The following is an 18092-nucleotide window of genomic DNA, read 5'->3' as shown; positions in this document are numbered from 1 at the left end:
CGATCGGGGCCGCGCGGGAAAGTCGGTGTCGGTGGGAGCGATCGGCGGGGTCGGCAGGAGCGCTCGGCGGGGCGACGCCGGGACCGGTCGGCGGGCGGCTCGGTCAGAGGTCGGACCGTCATCCCGCCGACTTAAGACCGACCGTGCCGTTTCGCCGGCCGTGACGGAGCCGACGACCCGCGACGAGAAACTGGAACTCGGCGTCGAGCTGCTGGCGCACCTCGAACGCGAGGAGCTCGACCTCGCCGCGGCCGTCGACCGGATCGAGACGATCACGACCAGCCCCGCGCTCACGCGGGACATCCTCGACGCCGCCGAGAAGCGGGGGGTCATCGACCGCGACGGCGCTCGGCTCCGGATCCGCCGGGGCGGCACGTACGTGGAGTACGACAGTCAGGTCGTCGCCCGCGAGGGCGACTTCGAGTGTCGCCGGTGCGGCGCGTCGATCTCGACCGGCCACTTCGTCAAGCTTGACGCCGGCGAACTCGGGCCGTTCGGCTCCTCGTGTATCCGAAAGGTGACCGGGAGAGAGACCGAGTCGGAGTAGAACTCAGAGAGACCGAACCCAACCGCGACCGAACCCGCCGGAGTATTTACGCCGGAGACCGAAGCGGCGGTAATGACCGCGCCGAACCGGAACGTCCTGTGGGCGACCGCGCTCGTCGACGAGCTCGTCGCCGCGGGCGTCGACGCCGTCGTCGCCTCGCCCGGCAGCCGCTCGACGCCGCTGACCGTCGCCGCCGCGGGCCACGACGAGCTCCGCGTGTTCTCCCAGCTCGACGAGCGCTCCGCCGCGTACTTCGCGCTCGGCCGCGCTCGGCGGACCGGCCGGGTGACGCCGCTGATCTGTACCTCGGGCACCGCCGCCGCCAACTACCACCCGGCCGTGATGGAGGCGAGCAACGCCCGCGTCCCCCTGCTCGCGCTCACCGCCGACCGCCCCCCGGAGCTGCGCGACTCGGGCGCGAACCAGACCGCGGACCAGGAGAAGCTGTACGGCGACGCAGTCCGGTACTACAAGGACCTCCCGGAGCCGGCCGCGGACGACCGGGCGCTCCGGTCGCTTCGCACCACCGTCGCCCGCGCCGTCGCGGCCGCGGAGGGGGCCGACCAGGGACCGGTCCACCTCAACGTCCCCTTCGAGAAGCCGCTGGAGCCGACGCCGATACCGGGCGACGTGCCCGACGACCTCCCGGCGGCGGCCGAGCGCGGACGCGACGGCCCCTACGTCGACGTGACGCCCGGCGCGCCCGAGCCGGGTGACGACGAACTGCGCGCGCTCGCGAACGCCCTCGGGGACGCCGACCGCGGGCTGATCGTCGCCGGTCCCGCCGACCCGCCGGGGATCGACCCGGAGTCGGTCACCGCGCTCGCGCACGCCACCGGGTTCCCCGTGCTGGCCGACCCGCTCTCCGGGCTCCGGTACGGGGGCCACACCCGCGTCGCGCCCGTGATCGGGGGCTACGACGCGTACCTCTCGGCCGACCTCGCGGGCGACGGAGCGGACGCGGACGACGGCGGCGACGCTCCGAGCGCCGACTGGGCCGACCCCGACGCGGTCCTCCGGCTCGGCGCGTCGCCGACCTCGAAGCGGCTCCGGAAGTACCTCGCCGAGACGGGGGCCGACCAGTACCAAGTCGACCCCGCCGGCCGCTGGCGCGAGGCGGAGTTCGCCGCCACCGACCTCGTCGTCGGCGAGCCGAGCCGGCTCTGTGCCCGCCTCTCGCGGCTCGTCGCGGGCGGCGGCGGGAACCCGGACTGGCGCGCGCAGTGGGAGGCGGCGGACCGGACCGCCGAGGCGGTTCACGCCCGTGAGGCCGACGTGAGCGGTGCCGGTGAGTCGGACACCGTCGCCGGATTCCACGAGGGCGACGCGCTCCGCGCGGTCGCGGGCGCGCTCCCCGACCCCGCGACGCTGTTCGTCTCCAACTCGATGCCCGTCCGCGACCTCGACCGGTTCGTCGGGCCGACGACCGCGAACGTCACCGCGCTCGGTAACCGCGGCGTCTCCGGCATCGACGGCATCGTCTCCAGCGCGCTCGGCGCGGGAGCCGGGACGACCGACGACCTCACGCTCGTCCTCGGCGACCTCGCCCTGTACCACGATTCGAACGGTCTGCTCGCGATCGACCGCTGCGACGTCGACGCGACGGTCGTGGCGATCAACAACGACGGCGGCGGCATCTTCCACGAACTGCCGATCGAGGCGTTCGAACCCCCGTTCACCGAGTCGTTCAAGACGCCGCACGGGCTGGCGTTCGAGCCGCTCTCGGAGCTTCACGGGCTCGAATACGCCCGGATCGACGCGCGTCCCGAGGCGCTCGCGGACCGCGGCGAAGACTCGGCAGAGCGTGCGGCCGCGGTGGCCGACGACCTTGCGACCGCCGTCTCCCGCGCCCACGAGGCGGCGGGGTCGCACCTGATCGAGGTCAAGACCGACGCCGAGTCCAGCCACCGGACGCGCGAGCGGCTGGCGGCCGCGGTCGAGCGCGCGGTTCACGGCGAGGGACCGGGAGAGTAAGCGGTCAGGCGGCGGTCGGATTCGATCCGTCGCGGCGGGCGTCGCCGAGCGAGATCCCCGCGTACGTGACGACCGCGAACTGGATCCCGATCCCGAGACCTGCGCCGAGCGCGAAGACGGCGGTGACGACCACGCTGCGGTCCGCGGAGAGATACGAGAGGACGACCGCCGAGCCGACGAGGAACGCGACGGTCGCGCTCGCGCCCGTCGCCAGCGCGGTCGACGTTGCGGAGACATCCGAGTCCCGCCGGCCGGCCGCGAACGCGACGCCGAACAGCAGGCCGTAAATCAGGGCGAAGCCGACGAACCGACCGCTCATGACGTACGTCGTGAGCCGTTCGGCCGGCCGGATCGAGACGGACGATTCGAGGAGGATCGCCGAGAGCCGTCTGATTCCGCTCACCGCGAGCGCGACGACCGCGGCGACGACCGGTGGGAGGGCTGCGGTGCGCATGCCGAGGCGTCGCACTGCGCGGCACTTATAAATTCATGACTCTGTTGAAATGCTATTATTCAGGTATGTTCTTGCCTGAAACGCCTGGTCGACGAGATCTGCCTATTGAACATTTGTTGCTTCTCATACACGGCGTGAGTCATTCATACCACGGAGAAGGCTTATCATGGCAGTCTGTTATCAGTTCGTCATGGTCCCACCAGTTACGGCTATTCTCCCGTCTCGTCGAGCATTCGGTTTCGCTTTGTTCGGCGGTATTCTCCATCTGTTAATCGCAGGGATGCTTTGGATATGGTTCGGTTTCACGACGCGCGTTGACTTATTCCTCGTCTACAACAGTATTGGCGCTATGTTGCTCGGAGCGATACCGACTCTGCTTCTGGTTACGAAGCAGCTCGTTACCCCGTCGTTCATCGTCGCCGGGACACTCACCGTCTCGGCATATGGAACGTGGTCTGTGTATGTTGCCCCACCTGTGACTCCAACTCCTGTTGGCCCCACACCATTTGGTTGGTATCTGATTGGATGGGTCGTCGTGGTCGCACTGGCTCTTGTCGCGGGTGGAGCGGAGTACGGAGTTCGCCACTTCAGAAAGGGAAACAACAGACCAGACTCGGTACAAACCCACGACTGAGGCTCTGTTGAAACCCTATTATTCAGATATATTCTCGCCTGAAACAGCCGGTCGATGAGAGCTGCGTGCTGACCGCACGTCCATCTGGTAGATTTGTATGCTAATCTGCGAGCGTACTAGATACGGAGATTAATTTAGTATCTGCCACTCATGATTCTAGAATAGCGATACAAAATGGGCAAAGATAACGAAAACAGTCGTGAAAATCTGAGGCAGCAGGTGGTTGGGCAGAAACGAGATATGCTCTTGGAGAGAGTCTACGACACCACAAAGTTCGCAGATCTCGACAAAAAGATACGCGAACGAGGATACGAAGGGACAGAACCCATCGTTCAGCGTGGTATACGTTCGGAGGATCCATTTGACTTCTATCAAGTTATCCGCCACTATACTAACGAGGACAACCGAGCGATAGCCACGTGGATCGGCCTAGACCCTGAAAAAGTCGACAGCGGTGAGGTATCGTATGATATGATAGAGGAGTTGGACGAGATTCAGGACCTAGAAATGGATACACATGAACTATACCCGCTCATTGTTGCTTTTCTAAATGATGAGGGAATCGGGTTTCGAGTAACCAGTACTGGTATTGAAGAAAATGAGTTAGATAACAGTATTCTTCGAAACGCACTCAAAGAATCGTTCCAGACATCCAAAGAAGAGGAATAGGCTCTGTTGAAATCCCTTCTTTAGACAGATTCTCGCCTGAAGCAGCCGATCACTGAGGAGTGTATTTTGAGCGATGTGAGTTCCCTGTACTGAGCGATCGAGAAAAGAAACCGATTACCTTCTGAGGACTTCAACAGAGCCAAATTCACGCCTCCACGACGACGACCGCGTCGGCGCGCACGTCGCGGTCCGTCACTGCCGCCTCGCCGACGATCCGGTAGGTTCCGGCGGGCGGGTTCCGCCACGTTCCCTCGTAGGTGACCGACTCACCCGGGGTGAGCGTCTCGCTGGCGAGCGCCTGCGTGAACATTCGGCCCGCGCCGTACCGCCAGACCGAGTCGACCGGGTCGCGGCCGGACGAGTCGCCCCTTGCCGGACCGTCTCTCGTCCCGTCACCGGACTCGCCCGTCGGGTACGCGGTGAACTCCGCGCGCTGGCCGGTCCGAAACTGGAGCGTGACCGGCTCTGCCCCGCCGTTTTTGATCCGCAGCGAGAGCGCCACCCCGTCGTCGGTCTCGGTCGCCGCGAGCGCCGCGTCGAGCATGGTAGCGTCTGCGTCGTCCCTGAACAAAATACCTCGTCGCGCGCCGCGGCCGCGTCTCGCCCGTTCGGAAGACGCGGCGACCCGGACGCCCGACGACGGCTATAAGCCCCGGCTCCCCGTACCGCTGGGCGTGCAGGTCGTCGGCTACGAGACGGGCGTCGGAAGCGATCCGTCGGCGTCGGACGGTAGTTCGTCGCCGTCGGACGACGATCCGGTCGACGAGACCGAGGATGCGGACGGGCCCGTCGGCGGTGGACTCTACGTCGCGAGCGGCGGGAGCGTCGACTACGTCGAGGCCGCCCCGGGGACCGAACTCGCGTTCGGCCTCGGTGAGCGGCGCTGCGCCGGGACCGTCCACGACGGCGACCATATCGCCTGCGACGCGCCCGACGCGCCCCACTGCGACGACCACAGTCACGTCTGGGTGTGCGCCCGGTGTACCGGGACGTGTCTGAAAGACGAGATGGACTGCCACGAGACGCACGCGATGTACCTCGCCGCGTTCGCGCCCGACGTGCTGAAAGTGGGCGTCACTAGGGAGTGGCGACTGCGAACGCGTCTCCACGAACAGGGGGCCGACCGCGCGGCACATATTCGGACGTTCCCGAACGGTCGGATCGCCCGCGAGGTGGAGTCCGAGCTGGCCGCCGGCGACGACCTCGTCGACCGCGTCCGCGTCCCGACGAAGCTCGACGGGTTCGGGCGCGCGGTCGACGAGGCCGCGTGGGAGGCGCTGCTCGACCGGTTCGACCCGATCGAGCGGTTCGACTTCGACTACGGGCTCGACCTCGACGAGCGCCCCGTCGCCGAGACGATGGCCGCGGGGACCGTCCGCGGCTGGAAGGGACGGGTGCTTGTCCTCGACCGCGGCGGATCGACGTACGCGGTCGACGCGCGAGACCTCGTCGGCCACGAACTGACCGACGCCGTACCGGAGCGGGAGCTACAGTCGAGCCTCGGCGCGTTCGGCGGGTGACGGGGGGCGTCCTGACGGCGCTCTTCGGCGACCCGTTCGCCGCGATGAACACGGTCGGACTGGTCGCGTTCGCCTTAGTGGGCGCGAGCAAGGCAGTCCGCGAGGAGTTCGACCTCTTCGGCGTCGCGGTCGTCGGGCTGGCGATGGCGTTCGCCGGCGGCGTCACTCGCGATCTGCTCGTCGCCCGCGTCCCGCTCGCGCTGCGCTCGCCGGTCGAGATCCTCCTCGGGCTGGTCGGCGTCGCGCTCGCAGTGGCGCTGAGCGCGCGGCTCGCCTCCCCCGACGAACACCCTCTGACGGTCGTCGCCGACGCCGTCGGACTCGCCGCCTTCGCGGCCACCGGCGCGATCGTCGCGACCGACGCCGGCGTGTCCGCGTTCGGCGTGGTCGCGGTCGCGACGATCAACGCCGTCGGCGGCGGCGCGCTGGCCGACGTGCTCCTCGATCGACCCCCGTTCATCCTCTTCGAGGACTTCTACGCGAGCTGTGCCGTGTTGGGCGGTGTCGCGTACTGGCTGGTCGGGACGCTCGGCGCGCCCTCGGGCGTCGCGGCCGCGACGTGCGCGGCGGTGACCGTCGGCGTCCGGCTCCTCGCCGTGGTGTACGGCTGGCGGCTCCCGACGGCGACACAGCTCGACGAGCGGATCGGTGATTGAGTCCTTCAGCGACCGGACTCGCCACCGCTCGAACCCCCCGGCGCTTAGCGACCGAACCCCTCGACTGCGACGACGCGGCGGACGCCGAGGTACGCGCCCCCGGCGATGACTGCGTACGCGACAACGAGGAGCCCGGTCGTCGCGTCCGCGCTGTCGATCGCCAGCCGCGCCACCGCGTTCGCGGGGCCGCCGGCCATCGCGGTCGCGCCACCGAACAGCACGAGGACCGCGACGGAGTAGAGCAGCTGCGCCGCCCGGCGGTCGGGCGCGACCGCCGATATGCCGACCGCGACGGCGACGACGAGCGTCGTGAGCGCGGTCATCAGCGCCAATATCGGGCCGACGTTCGCGACGGACGTGCCGTTCACCTCCAAGAGGAGGAGCCACAGCAGCGCCTGTCCGGGGGCGATCCCGATCGCCGCCGCCGCCTTCCCGTCGACGATCTCGGCGAGCGTGACGGGGGCGACCCGGAGCAGCTCCATCGTTCCCTGATCGAGCTCCTCGGTGATCGAGTCGACGACGAGCGACCCCGAGATGAAGACGGGGAGGAACACCAACACCGGGATCAACACGGTGTAGGTGAACGAGAAGTACGGGCTGGTCTCCCCCCGGTCGGGGAGCGGGAGCGGCGACTCGTCGAGGAACGAGGCCCGGCGGTCTCGCTCGTCCAGCTCGTAGGTCCGCAACAGCTCGCGCAGCTGTACCACGATCACCGTCGTCTCGACCGTGGCGTCCGGCGCGGTGACGGCGGTCGACACTCGTCCGGACTCCGTGTGAGTCGCGACCACCACCGCGTCGGCCGCGTTCCGCTCGAACGCGCTCCGCGCCGCGTCCGCGTCGGCGTATGGCGTGACGGAGGCTCCGGGGACCTCCGCGGCGGCGCGCTCCAAGTCGTCGACCGCGTCGCCCGCGGCGGCGACCTCGATCTCCGCCCCGTCGAGCGCGCCCGGGTCGTACATCGAGACGAGGCCGACGACGAGGAACGACGAGAACATCGCGATGAAAAGCTGGATCCCGATCGCCAGCAGGATCGTCTTCTCGGCGCGCAGCCCGGCGAGCTCCCGCCCGGCGATCGTCAGGCGGCTATCCAAGGCTCACCACCCCGACGTTGTACGCGGCGTGTCCCAGCGTCGCGGCCGTGAGCGCCAGCGCGTAGGCGGTCCGCCCGCGGCTCGCCCCGACGGCGGCGACGCCCGTCGTGACGACGTGGAGGACCAGCGGCGCGAAAAAGAGCGCCGCGAGCGCGAGCGGCGGCAGCCCGGAGAGTCCGGTCACGTCGCCGAAGGCGGCGCGGCCCAGGAACAAGTCGGTGAGGCCGACCGCCTGAACGACGGCGGTGGCCTTCTCCGCGAGGAAGAAGCCGGTCCCCGAGGCGATCCCGACCGCGAGCGCGACCCGGAGCGTCCCGTCGCCGCTCCCGCCGCCGACGGCGTCCGACCGCTCGAAGACGCCGCGCTCGAAGCCGGCGTAGAGGCCGACGCTCTTCGCGACCTCCTCGACGAACGCGATGGCGACGAGCAACACCGGAATCGACACCGTGACGGGCAACGCGAACAGTACCGCGACGGCGAGCAGCTCCGCGACGAACACGAAGGGGATCGTACAGGCGGTGAGGAACGCGACGGAGCCGAGCGCGCGGAGCCGGTCTCGGTCGAGGACTCCGCGGCCGACCGGGACCGGGGACAGTCGCACGGCGAGCGCGTCGAGGAACTTCCGCCCGACCGGCTTCTGTGAGAACATGTCCTCCTCGCGGTAGACGCCGACGCCGAGCCCGAACAGCAGCGTCGCGCCGACGGCCATCGGCACCGTCGAGAAGAGCGCCTCGCCGACCGAGACGGCCTCTCCCTGGAGGTCGAAGACGACGAGCGTCAGCGGCGAGACGAGCGCCACGGGCGTCACGTTCGTGAAGATGGCCGGGACGAACGCGTAGGTCGTCAACAGGACGCTCACGCCCACCGTGACGAAGGTCAGTTCCTTGAACGAGCGGGCGAACATCGCGCCGACGAACGTCGCCCCGAGGAACGCCGCCGCGACCGGTGCCACGGCGAGCACGGAGAGCGGTCCGCCGCCGACGGCGAGCGCGATGAGGGTCGTGACGACCGCGGCGGCCGCGGCGTACGGCAGCGTCTTACCGGCGACGATCTCCGCCGGTGACAGCGGGGTGACCAAGAGCGGCTCCCCGCGCCGGTTCGTCCGCTCGTCGAGGATCGACGAGCCGTACGCCTGGATCAGGAAGTTCATCGGCACGAGGAAGGCGAACGCTAAGAGCAGCGAGGTGAACGGGAACGGCGGCGTGATCGACCCGGGCGACCCGACCGTGTCCGCGCCGAAGGCACCGCCGCCGATCGACGGCACCGCGAACCGGCCGTCGCCCGATCCCGCGTCGCCGTCGACGGAACCGGTGTCGCTCGCGGCGTCTCCGCCACCGTCACCGGTCGTCGCGTCGCCGCTCCCGTCGTCGCCCGTCGCGTCGCCCCCGCTGTCACCGCCGCCTCCGCCGTCGCCTCCGCCGCCGCCAGCGCCGTCTCCCGATCCGCCACCGTCGCCACCGTCGCCACCGCCGCCCCCGCCGAGCGTCGCGCCGTCGTCGAGCCCGGTGGTTCGCCCGACGTACCGGAGCGTGACGCTGACCGGGAACGCGGCCGTCCGGTTCGGCTCGGCCCGCATCAGGCGCTCGTTGTGCGCCTCGACCGCCTCGCGGACCGTCGCGGCCGCTGCCTTCCCCTTCCGCGTGTCGCTCGCGCGGACGACGACCTCCTCGACGTCCGCCGAGTCGATCTCCCCGTCGTCGCCCGCGCCGGGGCGCACCACCGTCACTACGACCGCGTCGGCGGAGTCGCCGAGCGACGCCGTGCCGGCCGAAACGGGTCGGAGCGACGACTCCTCGTCGATCGCGTCCGCGTACGGCGACTCGGCGTCGACGCCGACGCGGTAGACGTCGCGGTCGACGTCGAGACCCGCGACGCCCGTCGCCACGCCGACGCCGACGACGCCGCCGGCGACGAGCAGTAGGGCGATCCCCGCCGCGAGCGTCCGACGGTCGACGCCCCCGGACGCGCGGGCGGACTCCCACTTGGCGACCCGGAGGACGCGGCGGACGGCGACCGCGAGCCGCCGGCCGACGCGGCGCAGCCGGTCGATCACTCGGTCGCCTCCGTCGCGGTCGCCGTCTCCGCCTCAGCTCCGTCGGCGTCGCTCGCGTCGCCTCCCGCCGACTCGTCGGACTCACCGCCGAGGTCGCCGGTGTACCGACCGGGCATCGGCCGCCCGACGATGTCGAGGAACACGTCTTCGAGGCTGGGCTCGTGACTCCGGATGTCGACGACCTCGCCGCCGGCGTCGGCGGCGGCCTCGCGGACGGCGGCGACCGCGTCCATGCTCGGGACCGCGGTCCGGAAGCGGTCGCCGACCTCCTCGGTGGTCGCGTCGAGGTCGGCGAGCGCGGGCGTCGCCGTCGGCTCGACGTCGGTGAACACGCGGTAGGTCGTCTCGCCGTGCTGCTCGCGGATCCCGTCGACGCTCCCGCGGGCGACGATCCGGCCCTCGTTCATGACGACGACACGGTCGCAGACCGACTCGACGTGGTAGAGGTTGTGCGCCGAGAAGACGACCGTCTTGCCCGTCTCGCGCAGCTCGCGGGTAAAGGCGAGGACGGAGTTCGTCGTCACCGGATCGAGCCCGGAGGCCGGCTCGTCGTACACCAGCACGTCCGGGTCGTTGACGAGCGAGCGCGCGATGGCGACCTTCCGTTTCATCCCCTTCGAGACGTCGCCGAGGCGGCGCTCGCGGTGGTCGAGTTCGAGGCGGTCGAGCGCGGCCTCGATCCGTTCGTCGGCGACGTCTCGCGGCACGTCGTAGAGGTCGGCGAAGAAGCGGAGGTACGACCGGGCGGTCATCTCCTCGTACAGCGGCGACTCCTCCGGCAGGAATCCGAGGTGGCGGCGCATCTCGGGGTCGGAGGCGTCGAACCCGGCGACGGTCACCTCGCCGTCGGTCGGCTCGACGAGCCCGGCGAGCACCTTCAGCGTCGTCGTCTTTCCCGCTCCGTTCGGGCCGACGATCCCGAACACCTCCCCCTCCTCGACGGCGAAGTCGCTGTCGACCACGGCCGCGAAGTCGCCGTAGGTCTTCCGCAGCCCCGACACCTCGATCATGCGTGCGCCTCCGCCGGCGCTCGGGTTAAACCCACGCCCGCGGGTATCAGCCGCGAGAACGATGCGCCGGCCGACGCCGCCTTCCGTCGCCGGTAGCCTTACCACGGCGCTTCGAGAATGGACCCTTCATGAGCGACCGACGGGGAGCCGCGGGCGGTCACAACGACGCGCCGGACGACGCCGGCGGCGTCGCGGCGGCCGATCACCCTGACGGGGGATCCGAGGGTCCCGTGTCAGAGAGGGCGGTCGGGGGTGCGGTGATCGATCCCGCCGTCGCGGCGACGACCCGCGAAGAGCTTCGCACCACGTTCGACTATCAGGTCGAGCGACTCCGCGAGATCGACAACAAGGCGATCGAGATCCTGAAGGCGAACCTGCTGCTCATCGGGATCGTTGTCACCGGCGGTTCGATCGTCGTCCAGACGACGGTGGATCTGGCCGCCTTCCTCAATCCGTTCACCGTTGCGGGCGGCCTCCTCCTGCTCGCGTCGACCGGGCTGGCGGCGGTCACCTACACCGCCTCGGACCTCCGCGGCGGGTTGGACCTCCGCGCCGTCGACGCCGTCATCGCCGCCGAGCGGAGCGAGGGCTCGTGGCTTGGAGGCGACGAAACGCCGACGAGCGACGCCGAGTTCGACGAGCGACTGCTTCGGAGCTACGCCGAGTGGATCGACTACAACGCCCGCGTCACCGCGGTCAACGACCTGTTGGCGACGGTGACGGTGCTACTGATCTTCGTCGCCTTCGTCTACGTGATCGCCGGCGTCGTCGTGGGTGCGGCGGGTCTGTCCGCGACCGAGTCGTGGGTCTCATTCGTCGTTCTCACCGTCTTCTCGACCGCGTTCACGTGGATATCGGCCCACATGGACCACCTCGGTCCCGAGACCACGCACCCGGCGGCGTCGTTCGCGGGGATCCCCCTCTCGAAGGGCGGGGACAGACGGCAGGCGTGGTCGTCGCTGCGGGCGATGCTCGGTCGAGCGCCCACGGAGGCGGAGGAGCTCGGCGTCGCGACGACGGAGCCGAAGGTCGACGAGGGAGGGGCCGGCGACGTCGAAGGTCCCTCTCGATAAATCCGGGCAAAACCGGGCAGATAAGGGACGGCAAGGGGTCAGTCCGTGTACGGCTTCTCGATGTTCGCGTCGCCGCTGATGTACGCGTTCATCCGACGCGTGACCCCGTCGAACAGCGTGATGAGCGGCGAGAGGACGCGCTCGACGAGTCGCACCGGCGACGCGATCCGCAGCGACCACGTCTCGGCGTTCCCGAGCCCGAACGCCTTGGGGACGATCTCGCCGAACACGAGGACGAGAACGCTCGTACAGGCGGTCGTCACCACGACCGCTGCGCCGGTGGGGAGGTAGCTGGCGACCAACACGGTCACGATACTCGAAATCGCGATGTTCACGACGTTGTTCCCGACGAGCAGCGTCACCAGCAGTCGGTGGGGGTCGTCGTAGAGCTCCTTCAACACGTGTCCCCGCGGGTCGTCCGCGGCGGCCTGCTTCTCGAACCACTCCGCCGGCAGCGAGAAGATCGCCGTCTCCGAACTCGAAAAGAACGCGCTGAGCGCCAACAACACGGTTACCACCCCGATCCCGGCCAGTCCGAATGCGACTCCGACCATGGGTCGTATATAAAGACGAGGTCAAAGAGGGTGTCGGCCGGACGCCGGCGATCGGAGCGAGTACCTGCCGCTCTCGTGTCAGTGTGCGGATCGGAGCGGAGCGAGGCGACGGTTCCGGCAGGACGCAGGGGCTGCGGTAGTTATTCTTCTTCCTCTTCTTCGACCGGTCCCCGTCCTCGTTCCCAGACGGCGTCCGCGGAGGTGTCGTTCGGTGCTGTGTGCGAGACGTCTTTCATGCTGTCGCGGTCGTCTGCCATATTGACTCCCGATACCCCGGACCTCCGTATTAACCCTTCGTGGAAAGAGATAATGAGTCCTCATACCATATAAGGTATTAATACTCTCTGGCGCGAGCGCGATCCGATCGGTGGACGAACCGCGAATTGTCGCCGTATTATCCCCGATAAACCGGATGAACGCACGGAACCGATCCGAGAACCGCGACGGTGAAGCGCGCCGCCGTCAAAGCGTGAGTCGTGTTCGGAAACGCCGGGCCGCGCGACCGATCGACGGTGGTCAGAGACGGGACGACGCTCGCGGTCGGCCGCGAGGTCGCCGCACCGCCCGAGTCGACCGCGAGAGCGCTTCGGGACACCCGGCGGTGGCCCGAGTGGAGCCCGTCCGTCGGCGGCGTCGAGAGCGCGGACCGATACGTCGAGACCGGAACGACCGGCCGAGTCCGGATCGCAGGCGTCTGGGTCCCGTTTCGGGTGACGGCCGCGACGCGGCTCCGCTGGGACTGGCGGGTCGCCGGCGTCCCCGCGACCGGGCACCGCGTCGACCGGTATACGGGGCGCTCGGACCGGTGTCGAGTCGTCGTCGAGGTCCCGCTCGTCGCGGCCGCGTACGTCCCCGTCTGTCGGCGCGCACTCGACCGGTTCGCGGCCCTCGTCGAAGGCGAGGGGTGAGTCGGTGGGAGTCCGCGGTCTTCGGTCGCAAGGGCTGGCCGGTCAGTTCTCGTACCCCTCGTCGAACGGGTCGATCACCTCGCTCCCCGGGTCGTCCTCGTCGCGGGTGAACCCCGGTCCCTGCGTCGCCAACTCGAAGACGAGGCCGTCGGGGTCGGTGAAGTAGATGCTCTTGAAGTAGGTGCGGTCTTTCACCTCGGAGACGCGCACGTCGCTCTCGCGCAGGTGGTCCCGCCACTCGCGGAGCGTCGCCTCGTCTTCGACGCCGAACGCGAAGTGGTGGCTCGCGCCCGGGCCGGGCGTCCCCTGCGAGTCGGGGTACTCGAAGTAGGTGACGTTGGTTCCCGGTTTGCCTTCCGGGGTGGGTGAGAAGTAGTAGTGCGGCGTACCGGGGTCGTCGTAGTTCTGGGTCCGCTTGACCGTGTGCCAGCCGAGGACGTCCTCGTAGAACGACTGGGTCTCCTCGATGTCCGTACAGATGTTCGTGACGTGGTGGAGTCCGGTCGTCGGCGGCGCGTCGCTCATGTCACCGGCCTCGCCGGCGAGACGGTTAGCCGTTCCGGCGGTCGGACCCGCTCACCGAGGGTCTCGCCTCAGAACAGGCCGAGACCGACCGCGTACGGCCACGCGGTGCCGCCGACCGCGAGCAGCGCGAGCGCCGCGCCCGCGCCGTAGACGTTCTTCAGGAAGCTCGTCATCTCGTTCTGCTTCTCCTCGGGGTCGTCCATCGACCAGAAGTCGTGCATCGTCACGGCGGAGACGACGAGGAAGAACGCGAGCGCGCCGGCCGCGAGAACGGGGAACGCGCCCGCCGCGACGCCCAGCCCGCCGAGGACGAGGACCGTACCGGACGCGATCACGGAGAACTTCGGCGCGGGAAGCCCCTTGAACTCGGCGTAGCCGGCCATCGTTTCGAGGTCCATGAAGTGGTTGAGCCCCATGAACGCGAGCGTGACGCCGAAGATGAGGCGGCCGAGTAAGAAGAGCTCGCCCGCGAGGGGGGTGTCGAACTGGAGCGGTAGCGTCGTGATTTCAGCTAACATCGTGTAACCTGCTATACGGACGTAACCTATATATCGCTTCCCGGACAACACGGTTAGTAGGTAACACCGATGTCATCGCAGGAACTCGCCGGCACGGAGACGGCGGACACGGCGGCAGAAGAGGCCGACGCGGCCGCGAGCGAGGCTGAGGCGGACGCGAGCGAATCGCCGGCGGCGGGAGCGGACGCGGCAGCGGGGACGGGCGCGTCGGCGGAGACGGACGCGTCGACCACGCCCGAGACCCCCTGTCCGGTCGTCGACTCGATCGAGCAGATCGGCTCGAAGTGGCGGCTCGTCGTCCTCCACGAGCTGTTGAGCGGCGAGGCGCGGTTCAACGAGCTGAAACGCGAGACCGACGCGAACGCCCGGACGCTCTCGCGCGTGCTCGACGACCTCCAGGAGACGGGCTTCGTTCATCGACGGCTCGAAGAGGACTCGCCCGTGGCGACGTACTACAGTCTGACCGATAAGGGCGAGTCGCTCGCGCCCGTCTTCGAGGAGATCGACGACTGGGCCCACGAGTGGCTCGCCGAGTGTCAGGCGTAGGAGTACTGACTGGGGAATAACGGTCTCCGCCGAGATCGTGCCGTCACCCTCCCATATGAGCCGGACCGCTTCCACCCTCCGAGAGAAGGCCACCGAAAACGCTCCGCCAGCAGATATTCTCGGCCTCGCGGCCGGGCTGGTGGTGTTCGGGCTCGTCTCGTTCTGGTACGCGTTGTTGGTTCAGTTCTCGGGACCGGTCGTTGATGGCGGACTCAGCTATCAGCTATACGCAGGGGTGACGTGGGTCGCTCTCGGAGCCGTGTTCCTCTTCTTGGCGGTTCGCGTCTACCAACAGCGATCCGTCGGGTGGTACGGGACGCTCACGGTTGCGGTACTCGTCCTCTGTCGAGCGGCGCTCGATACTCTCACGTTCGGTCTGGTCCCGCTCGTCTACGTGGCGATTCCGGTGGTCGTCGTCGCGTTCCTGTTGGTGCGTCGCGATCGGTTCCTGACAAGCTAAGGTCGGGATAGTTCGAGAACTGCTATTTTGTGCGCTGTGGCGTCTACGAGCGGAGAACCCGACGGTGACGGCGGTCGATATCGGGTCACAACGAAGACCGCCGAAGCCCCAGCCGCGAGAACTCGCGCGACTCGTTGCGCTCCTCAGTCGCTCACTCCGTTCGCTCTTTGCGGTGCTTACGTCGTCGTGCTTCGCCCTCGCGGCTGCCCCTTCGAATCCCACCCCGCACAGCACCGCAACCGCGCCTCACACCTCCCCAGCCTCGTCGCTCCCTTCGGTCGCGACTCCCTCGCGCGGTGCTGCTTCGCGGTCGCCGGTGGCGACCGCTCGCAGGCACGCGCCACCGCCTCGTTTGGTTGTGGGTGATCGACGTTGTCGTCTCACATGAGAGTCCTCGCGGGCGAAACGCACTCCCTTCTCCGGCGCGTAGCGAACGTGTGTACGCCGGACTGAAGAACACCCCTTGTTGTCTCTGTGGGCGCGACGACACCCACACCCGGATCGCCGTGCCGCCGCGGGCGCTCCGGCTCATGGAGAACGGCGGCCCGATCGCGTGGCGCGACGTGGTCGGGACGGTGACGCTCCGCTTCTGCGCCGACGACTGGGACCTCGTCAGCGACCTCGCAATCGAGATGGACACGCATCCGCTCTCGCGGTGTAACGCCGCGCACGTCTCCTTAGACCTCCGCGAGGACCACGAGGCGCTGCTGTCGGCGACGAAGGCGGAGACGGACCAGACGGAGTTGGAGGCGCGGCTGGCTCGCGAGGCCGAGGCGACGCTCGACGCGGTCGACGACCCCTACACCGAGGAGCGCGACGTGGTCGAGGCGATCGTCGTCCTGCGAGCGCTGGAGGAACTCGGCGTACGGGAAGTTCCGAGCGCCGGGGACGCCGCGGGTCCGGCCGCCGCGGACGACGACTGAACCACCCGCGGCGACCGCGGTCGCTCCCCCGCGGTCACCACCTGACCTCGAACCCGTCCTCGCCCTCCGGCTCGCCGTACTCGACGTCGACGTCGTCGACCTCGGCGGCCTCGCTTCCGGTCTCGCACCACGCGACGGTGTCGCGGACGTCGCCCTCGGAGCCCTCGAAGACGGCCTCGACGCGGCCGTCGTCGAGGTTCCGAACCCAGCCGTCGACGCCGTTCTGGCGGGCCGTATCGCGAGTCGAGGCCCGGTAGTAGACGCCCTGAACCCGACCCGAGACGAACACGTGTGCGCGAACGCGGTCGGTCATCGGCAGACGTTGGGACCGCGCCCCGCTTAAACGCCCCGTCCGCAACCGACGCCTACTAACTCCCGGGCACCGAGGTGGTCGACATGGACCTGTTCGGAACCGCCGGGATCCGCGGCGGCGTCGAGGACCGCGTCACGCCGGCGCTCGCGCTCGCCGTCGGGCGGGCAGTGGGTGCCGAGATCCGATCGCGAGGGGGAGCCGGCGAGTCGACCCCCGAATCGACCGTCGTCCTCGCCCGCGACGGGCGGGTGACCGGGCCGGCGCTCGCGGCCGCGATGGAGGCCGGGCTGGCCGCGGGCGGGGTGGCCGTCCGCCGCGCCGGTCAACTCCCGACGCCGGCGCTCGCGCACGCCTCGCAGGGTCGGTACGGCGTGATGCTCACCGCCTCGCACAACCCGCCGACCGACAACGGGATTAAGCTGTTCCGCGACGGCACCGAGTTCGACCGCGAGGCGGAGCGCGCCGTCGAGTCGCGGGTCGCCGACGAGGAGTCGGTCGCCCCGTGGGACGAGTGGACCGAGGCGACCCGGGCCGACCCGCTGACCGGCTACCTCGACGACGTGCGCGAGTACGCCGAGCGGTTCGGCGCGCCCCTCGACGGCCTCCGGGTCGCGGTCGACTGCGGCAACGGGATGAGCGCGCCCGCGACGCCGACCGTCCTCCGCGAGCTCGGCGCGGACGTGGTCACGCTCAACGGGAACGTCGACGGTCACTTCCCCGGCCGCGGGAGCAAGCCGACCCCGGAGACGCTCGCGGACCTGCGCGCGTTCGTCGCCGACGCCAACGAGGGCGTCGCGGAGCCGGGCCGCCCCGCCGCCGAAGACGGAAGCGCCAGCGCCGACGGCGAGACCGAGGGGTTCGCGTTCGGTATCGGCCACGACGGCGACGCCGACCGGATCGTGATCGTCGACGCCGACGGCGAGGTCGTCCACGAGGACACGGTCCTCGCGGTCCTCGCGGAGCGGTACACCCGCGAGAGCGCCGCCACCGACCCCGTGGTCGTGACGACGCCGAACGCCTCCGGCCGGATCGACGAGCGCGTCCGCGACGCCGGCGGCCGCGTCGAGCGCGTGCGCCTCGGCGCGCTCCACGAGGGGATCGCCGCGGTGCGGGAGGCGGCGGCGGACGCCGACGGCGCGGGCGGCGACGACACCCGCGTCGTCTTCGCGGCCGAGCCGTGGAAGCACATCCACGTCGGCTTCGGCGGCTGGATCGACGGCGTGACCTCCGCGGCGGTGATCGCCCGCCTCGTCGCCGACGAGGGGCTCGACGCGCTCCGCGAGCCGGTCACCGAGCGCCCGTACCGCAAGGTGAGCGTCTCCTGTCCCGACGACGCGAAGGAGTCGGTGATGGACCGGCTGGAGACGGCGCTGCCGGGGGCGTTCCCCGACGCCGCGGTCGACACCGACCACGGCGTCCGGCTGGAGTTCGACGACGCCTCGTGGACGCTGGTGCGTCCCTCCGGAACGGAGCCGTACGTCCGGGTGTACGCCGAGAGCGACGACGTCGACGCGCTCGTCGCCGACGTGGAGGACGTGGTCGAGGACGCGGTCGCGGCGGCGTAAGCCCCCGCACGTTCCGAGCGCCGTCAGTCATCTACGACCGTGAGGAATCCGGGTTCGTGGATCGAACGACGCGGATATTCCCTCGATCCCGGCGCAATA

General features: G+C 69.4%; 21 protein-coding genes. 12 read left to right on the top strand and 9 right to left on the bottom strand.

Features of this window, described 5'->3' with window-relative positions; translation table 11 throughout:
• Nucleotides 1-160: 160 nt before the first annotated feature.
• Nucleotides 161-547 (top strand): DUF5830 family protein, encoded by a 387-nt coding sequence (locus QOL69_RS15650; RefSeq protein ID WP_283403925.1) that lies wholly within the window; start codon nt 161-163, stop codon nt 545-547.
• 72 nt (nt 548-619) lie between these two features.
• Nucleotides 620-2521: a 2-succinyl-5-enolpyruvyl-6-hydroxy-3-cyclohexene-1-carboxylic-acid synthase gene (gene menD, locus QOL69_RS15645; protein ID WP_283403924.1), complete on the top strand. Its 1902-nt coding sequence runs from the start codon at nt 620-622 to the stop codon at nt 2519-2521.
• Nucleotides 2522-2525: 4 nt separating this feature from the next.
• Here the strand turns inward: menD and QOL69_RS15640 are convergent, their stop codons facing one another.
• Nucleotides 2526-2975, bottom strand: a complete 450-nt coding sequence (locus QOL69_RS15640) for a hypothetical protein (RefSeq protein ID WP_283403923.1) — start codon at nt 2973-2975, stop codon at nt 2526-2528.
• Nucleotides 2976-3141: 166 nt separating this feature from the next.
• Between QOL69_RS15640 and QOL69_RS15635 the strand changes: the two genes are divergently transcribed.
• Together QOL69_RS15635 and QOL69_RS15630 are read left to right on the top strand one after the other, a co-directional pair.
• Nucleotides 3142-3609 (top strand): hypothetical protein, encoded by a 468-nt coding sequence (locus QOL69_RS15635; protein ID WP_283403922.1) that lies wholly within the window; start codon nt 3142-3144, stop codon nt 3607-3609.
• Nucleotides 3610-3783: 174 nt separating this feature from the next.
• Nucleotides 3784-4278 (top strand): hypothetical protein, encoded by a 495-nt coding sequence (locus QOL69_RS15630; protein WP_283403921.1) that lies wholly within the window; start codon nt 3784-3786, stop codon nt 4276-4278.
• Nucleotides 4279-4423: 145 nt separating this feature from the next.
• Here the strand turns inward: QOL69_RS15630 and QOL69_RS15625 are convergent, their stop codons facing one another.
• Complete coding sequence (locus QOL69_RS15625) at nt 4424-4822, bottom strand: BsuPI-related putative proteinase inhibitor (RefSeq protein ID WP_283403920.1); 399 nt, start codon at nt 4820-4822, stop codon at nt 4424-4426.
• Nucleotides 4823-4952: 130 nt separating this feature from the next.
• On the opposite strand from QOL69_RS15625, the gene QOL69_RS15620 reads away from it, so the two are divergent.
• Complete coding sequence (locus tag QOL69_RS15620; protein WP_283403919.1) at nt 4953-5798, top strand: DUF2797 domain-containing protein; 846 nt, start codon at nt 4953-4955, stop codon at nt 5796-5798.
• The gene (locus QOL69_RS15615; RefSeq protein WP_283403918.1) at nt 5795-6454 is read left to right on the top strand and encodes a trimeric intracellular cation channel family protein; all 660 of its coding nucleotides are present in this window, start codon (nt 5795-5797) and stop codon (nt 6452-6454) included. Before QOL69_RS15620 ends, QOL69_RS15615 begins: the two co-directional genes overlap by 4 nt.
• Nucleotides 6455-6498: 44 nt before the next feature.
• On the opposite strand, the gene QOL69_RS15610 is transcribed toward QOL69_RS15615, so the two are convergent.
• Genes QOL69_RS15610 through QOL69_RS15600 form a run of 3 tightly spaced genes read right to left on the bottom strand, consistent with a single transcriptional unit; the run spans nt 6499 to nt 10608 of the window.
• Entirely contained in the window at nt 6499-7545 is a 1047-nt protein-coding gene (locus QOL69_RS15610) for an ABC transporter permease (RefSeq protein WP_283403917.1), read from the bottom strand.
• Nucleotides 7538-9598 (bottom strand): ABC transporter permease family protein, encoded by a 2061-nt coding sequence (locus QOL69_RS15605; protein WP_283403916.1) that lies wholly within the window; start codon nt 9596-9598, stop codon nt 7538-7540. The genes QOL69_RS15610 and QOL69_RS15605 overlap by 8 nt, the downstream gene beginning before the upstream one ends.
• Nucleotides 9595-10608: an ABC transporter ATP-binding protein gene (locus QOL69_RS15600; RefSeq protein WP_283403915.1), complete on the bottom strand. Its 1014-nt coding sequence runs from the start codon at nt 10606-10608 to the stop codon at nt 9595-9597. The genes QOL69_RS15605 and QOL69_RS15600 overlap by 4 nt, the downstream gene beginning before the upstream one ends.
• A gap of 128 nt (nt 10609-10736) precedes the next feature.
• Between QOL69_RS15600 and QOL69_RS15595 the strand changes: the two genes are divergently transcribed.
• Nucleotides 10737-11681, top strand: a complete 945-nt coding sequence (locus QOL69_RS15595; RefSeq protein ID WP_283403914.1) for a hypothetical protein — start codon at nt 10737-10739, stop codon at nt 11679-11681.
• Between the two features lie 38 nt (nt 11682-11719).
• Here QOL69_RS15595 and QOL69_RS15590 read toward each other — a convergent pair whose 3' ends face one another.
• Nucleotides 11720-12235: a CNNM domain-containing protein gene (locus QOL69_RS15590; RefSeq protein ID WP_048077305.1), complete on the bottom strand. Its 516-nt coding sequence runs from the start codon at nt 12233-12235 to the stop codon at nt 11720-11722.
• Between the two features lie 476 nt (nt 12236-12711).
• Between QOL69_RS15590 and QOL69_RS15585 the strand changes: the two genes are divergently transcribed.
• The gene (locus QOL69_RS15585) at nt 12712-13143 is read left to right on the top strand and encodes an SRPBCC family protein (protein WP_283403913.1); all 432 of its coding nucleotides are present in this window, start codon (nt 12712-12714) and stop codon (nt 13141-13143) included.
• 42 nt (nt 13144-13185) lie between these two features.
• On the opposite strand, the gene QOL69_RS15580 is transcribed toward QOL69_RS15585, so the two are convergent.
• Entirely contained in the window at nt 13186-13668 is a 483-nt protein-coding gene (locus QOL69_RS15580; protein ID WP_283403912.1) for a VOC family protein, read from the bottom strand.
• Between the two features lie 68 nt (nt 13669-13736).
• Nucleotides 13737-14186 carry a DoxX family protein gene (locus tag QOL69_RS15575; protein WP_283403911.1) on the bottom strand — a complete coding sequence of 150 codons (450 nt, stop codon included), beginning with the start codon at nt 14184-14186 and terminating at the stop codon, nt 13737-13739.
• 69 nt (nt 14187-14255) lie between these two features.
• Between QOL69_RS15575 and QOL69_RS15570 the strand changes: the two genes are divergently transcribed.
• From QOL69_RS15570 to QOL69_RS15560, 3 genes are all read left to right on the top strand, one after another.
• On the top strand, nt 14256-14732 hold the full coding sequence (locus QOL69_RS15570) for a winged helix-turn-helix transcriptional regulator (RefSeq protein ID WP_283403910.1): 477 nt from the start codon (nt 14256-14258) through the stop codon (nt 14730-14732).
• A 55-nt stretch (nt 14733-14787) separates the two neighbouring features.
• Nucleotides 14788-15192, top strand: coding sequence for a hypothetical protein (locus QOL69_RS15565; protein ID WP_283403909.1), 405 nt, complete (start codon nt 14788-14790; stop codon nt 15190-15192).
• 437 nt (nt 15193-15629) lie between these two features.
• Nucleotides 15630-16115, top strand: a complete 486-nt coding sequence (locus QOL69_RS15560; RefSeq protein ID WP_283403908.1) for a DUF7960 family protein — start codon at nt 15630-15632, stop codon at nt 16113-16115.
• A 34-nt stretch (nt 16116-16149) separates the two neighbouring features.
• Here the strand turns inward: QOL69_RS15560 and QOL69_RS15555 are convergent, their stop codons facing one another.
• Complete coding sequence (locus QOL69_RS15555) at nt 16150-16428, bottom strand: acylphosphatase (protein ID WP_283403907.1); 279 nt, start codon at nt 16426-16428, stop codon at nt 16150-16152.
• Nucleotides 16429-16511: 83 nt separating this feature from the next.
• Here QOL69_RS15555 and QOL69_RS15550 point away from each other — a divergent pair, with 83 nt between their 5' ends.
• The gene (locus QOL69_RS15550; protein ID WP_283403906.1) at nt 16512-17993 is read left to right on the top strand and encodes a phosphohexomutase domain-containing protein; all 1482 of its coding nucleotides are present in this window, start codon (nt 16512-16514) and stop codon (nt 17991-17993) included.
• The last annotated feature ends 99 nt before the right edge of the window (nt 17994-18092 follow it).

The sequence above is a fragment of the Halorubrum sp. DM2 genome (assembly GCF_901686465.1).
In the GTDB taxonomy this organism is placed as follows: Archaea; Halobacteriota; Halobacteria; order Halobacteriales; family Haloferacaceae; genus Halorubrum.
Note: the sequence above shows the minus strand (reverse complement) of the source record. Positions and strands in the feature narration are given on the sequence as shown.

Bases quoted from the DNA above. Each gene is read 5' to 3' on its own strand.
- QOL69_RS15575 (WP_283403911.1), bottom strand. From the start codon at position 14,186: ATGTTAGCTGAAATCACGACGCTACCGCTCCAGTTCGACACCCCCCTC.
- QOL69_RS15625 (WP_283403920.1), bottom strand. From the start codon at position 4,822: ATGCTCGACGCGGCGCTCGCGGCGACCGAGACCGACGACGGGGTGGCG.
- menD (WP_283403924.1), top strand. From the start codon at position 620: ATGACCGCGCCGAACCGGAACGTCCTGTGGGCGACCGCGCTCGTCGAC.
- QOL69_RS15570 (WP_283403910.1), top strand. From the start codon at position 14,256: ATGTCATCGCAGGAACTCGCCGGCACGGAGACGGCGGACACGGCGGCA.
- QOL69_RS15600 (WP_283403915.1), bottom strand. From the start codon at position 10,608: ATGATCGAGGTGTCGGGGCTGCGGAAGACCTACGGCGACTTCGCGGCC.
- QOL69_RS15630 (WP_283403921.1), top strand. From the start codon at position 3,784: ATGGGCAAAGATAACGAAAACAGTCGTGAAAATCTGAGGCAGCAGGTG.
- QOL69_RS15555 (WP_283403907.1), bottom strand. From the start codon at position 16,428: ATGACCGACCGCGTTCGCGCACACGTGTTCGTCTCGGGTCGGGTTCAG.
- QOL69_RS15550 (WP_283403906.1), top strand. From the start codon at position 16,512: ATGGACCTGTTCGGAACCGCCGGGATCCGCGGCGGCGTCGAGGACCGC.
- QOL69_RS15595 (WP_283403914.1), top strand. From the start codon at position 10,737: ATGAGCGACCGACGGGGAGCCGCGGGCGGTCACAACGACGCGCCGGAC.
- QOL69_RS15635 (WP_283403922.1), top strand. From the start codon at position 3,142: ATGGCAGTCTGTTATCAGTTCGTCATGGTCCCACCAGTTACGGCTATT.
- QOL69_RS15590 (WP_048077305.1), bottom strand. From the start codon at position 12,235: ATGGTCGGAGTCGCATTCGGACTGGCCGGGATCGGGGTGGTAACCGTG.
- QOL69_RS15565 (WP_283403909.1), top strand. From the start codon at position 14,788: ATGAGCCGGACCGCTTCCACCCTCCGAGAGAAGGCCACCGAAAACGCT.
- QOL69_RS15580 (WP_283403912.1), bottom strand. From the start codon at position 13,668: ATGAGCGACGCGCCGCCGACGACCGGACTCCACCACGTCACGAACATC.
- QOL69_RS15640 (WP_283403923.1), bottom strand. From the start codon at position 2,975: ATGCGCACCGCAGCCCTCCCACCGGTCGTCGCCGCGGTCGTCGCGCTC.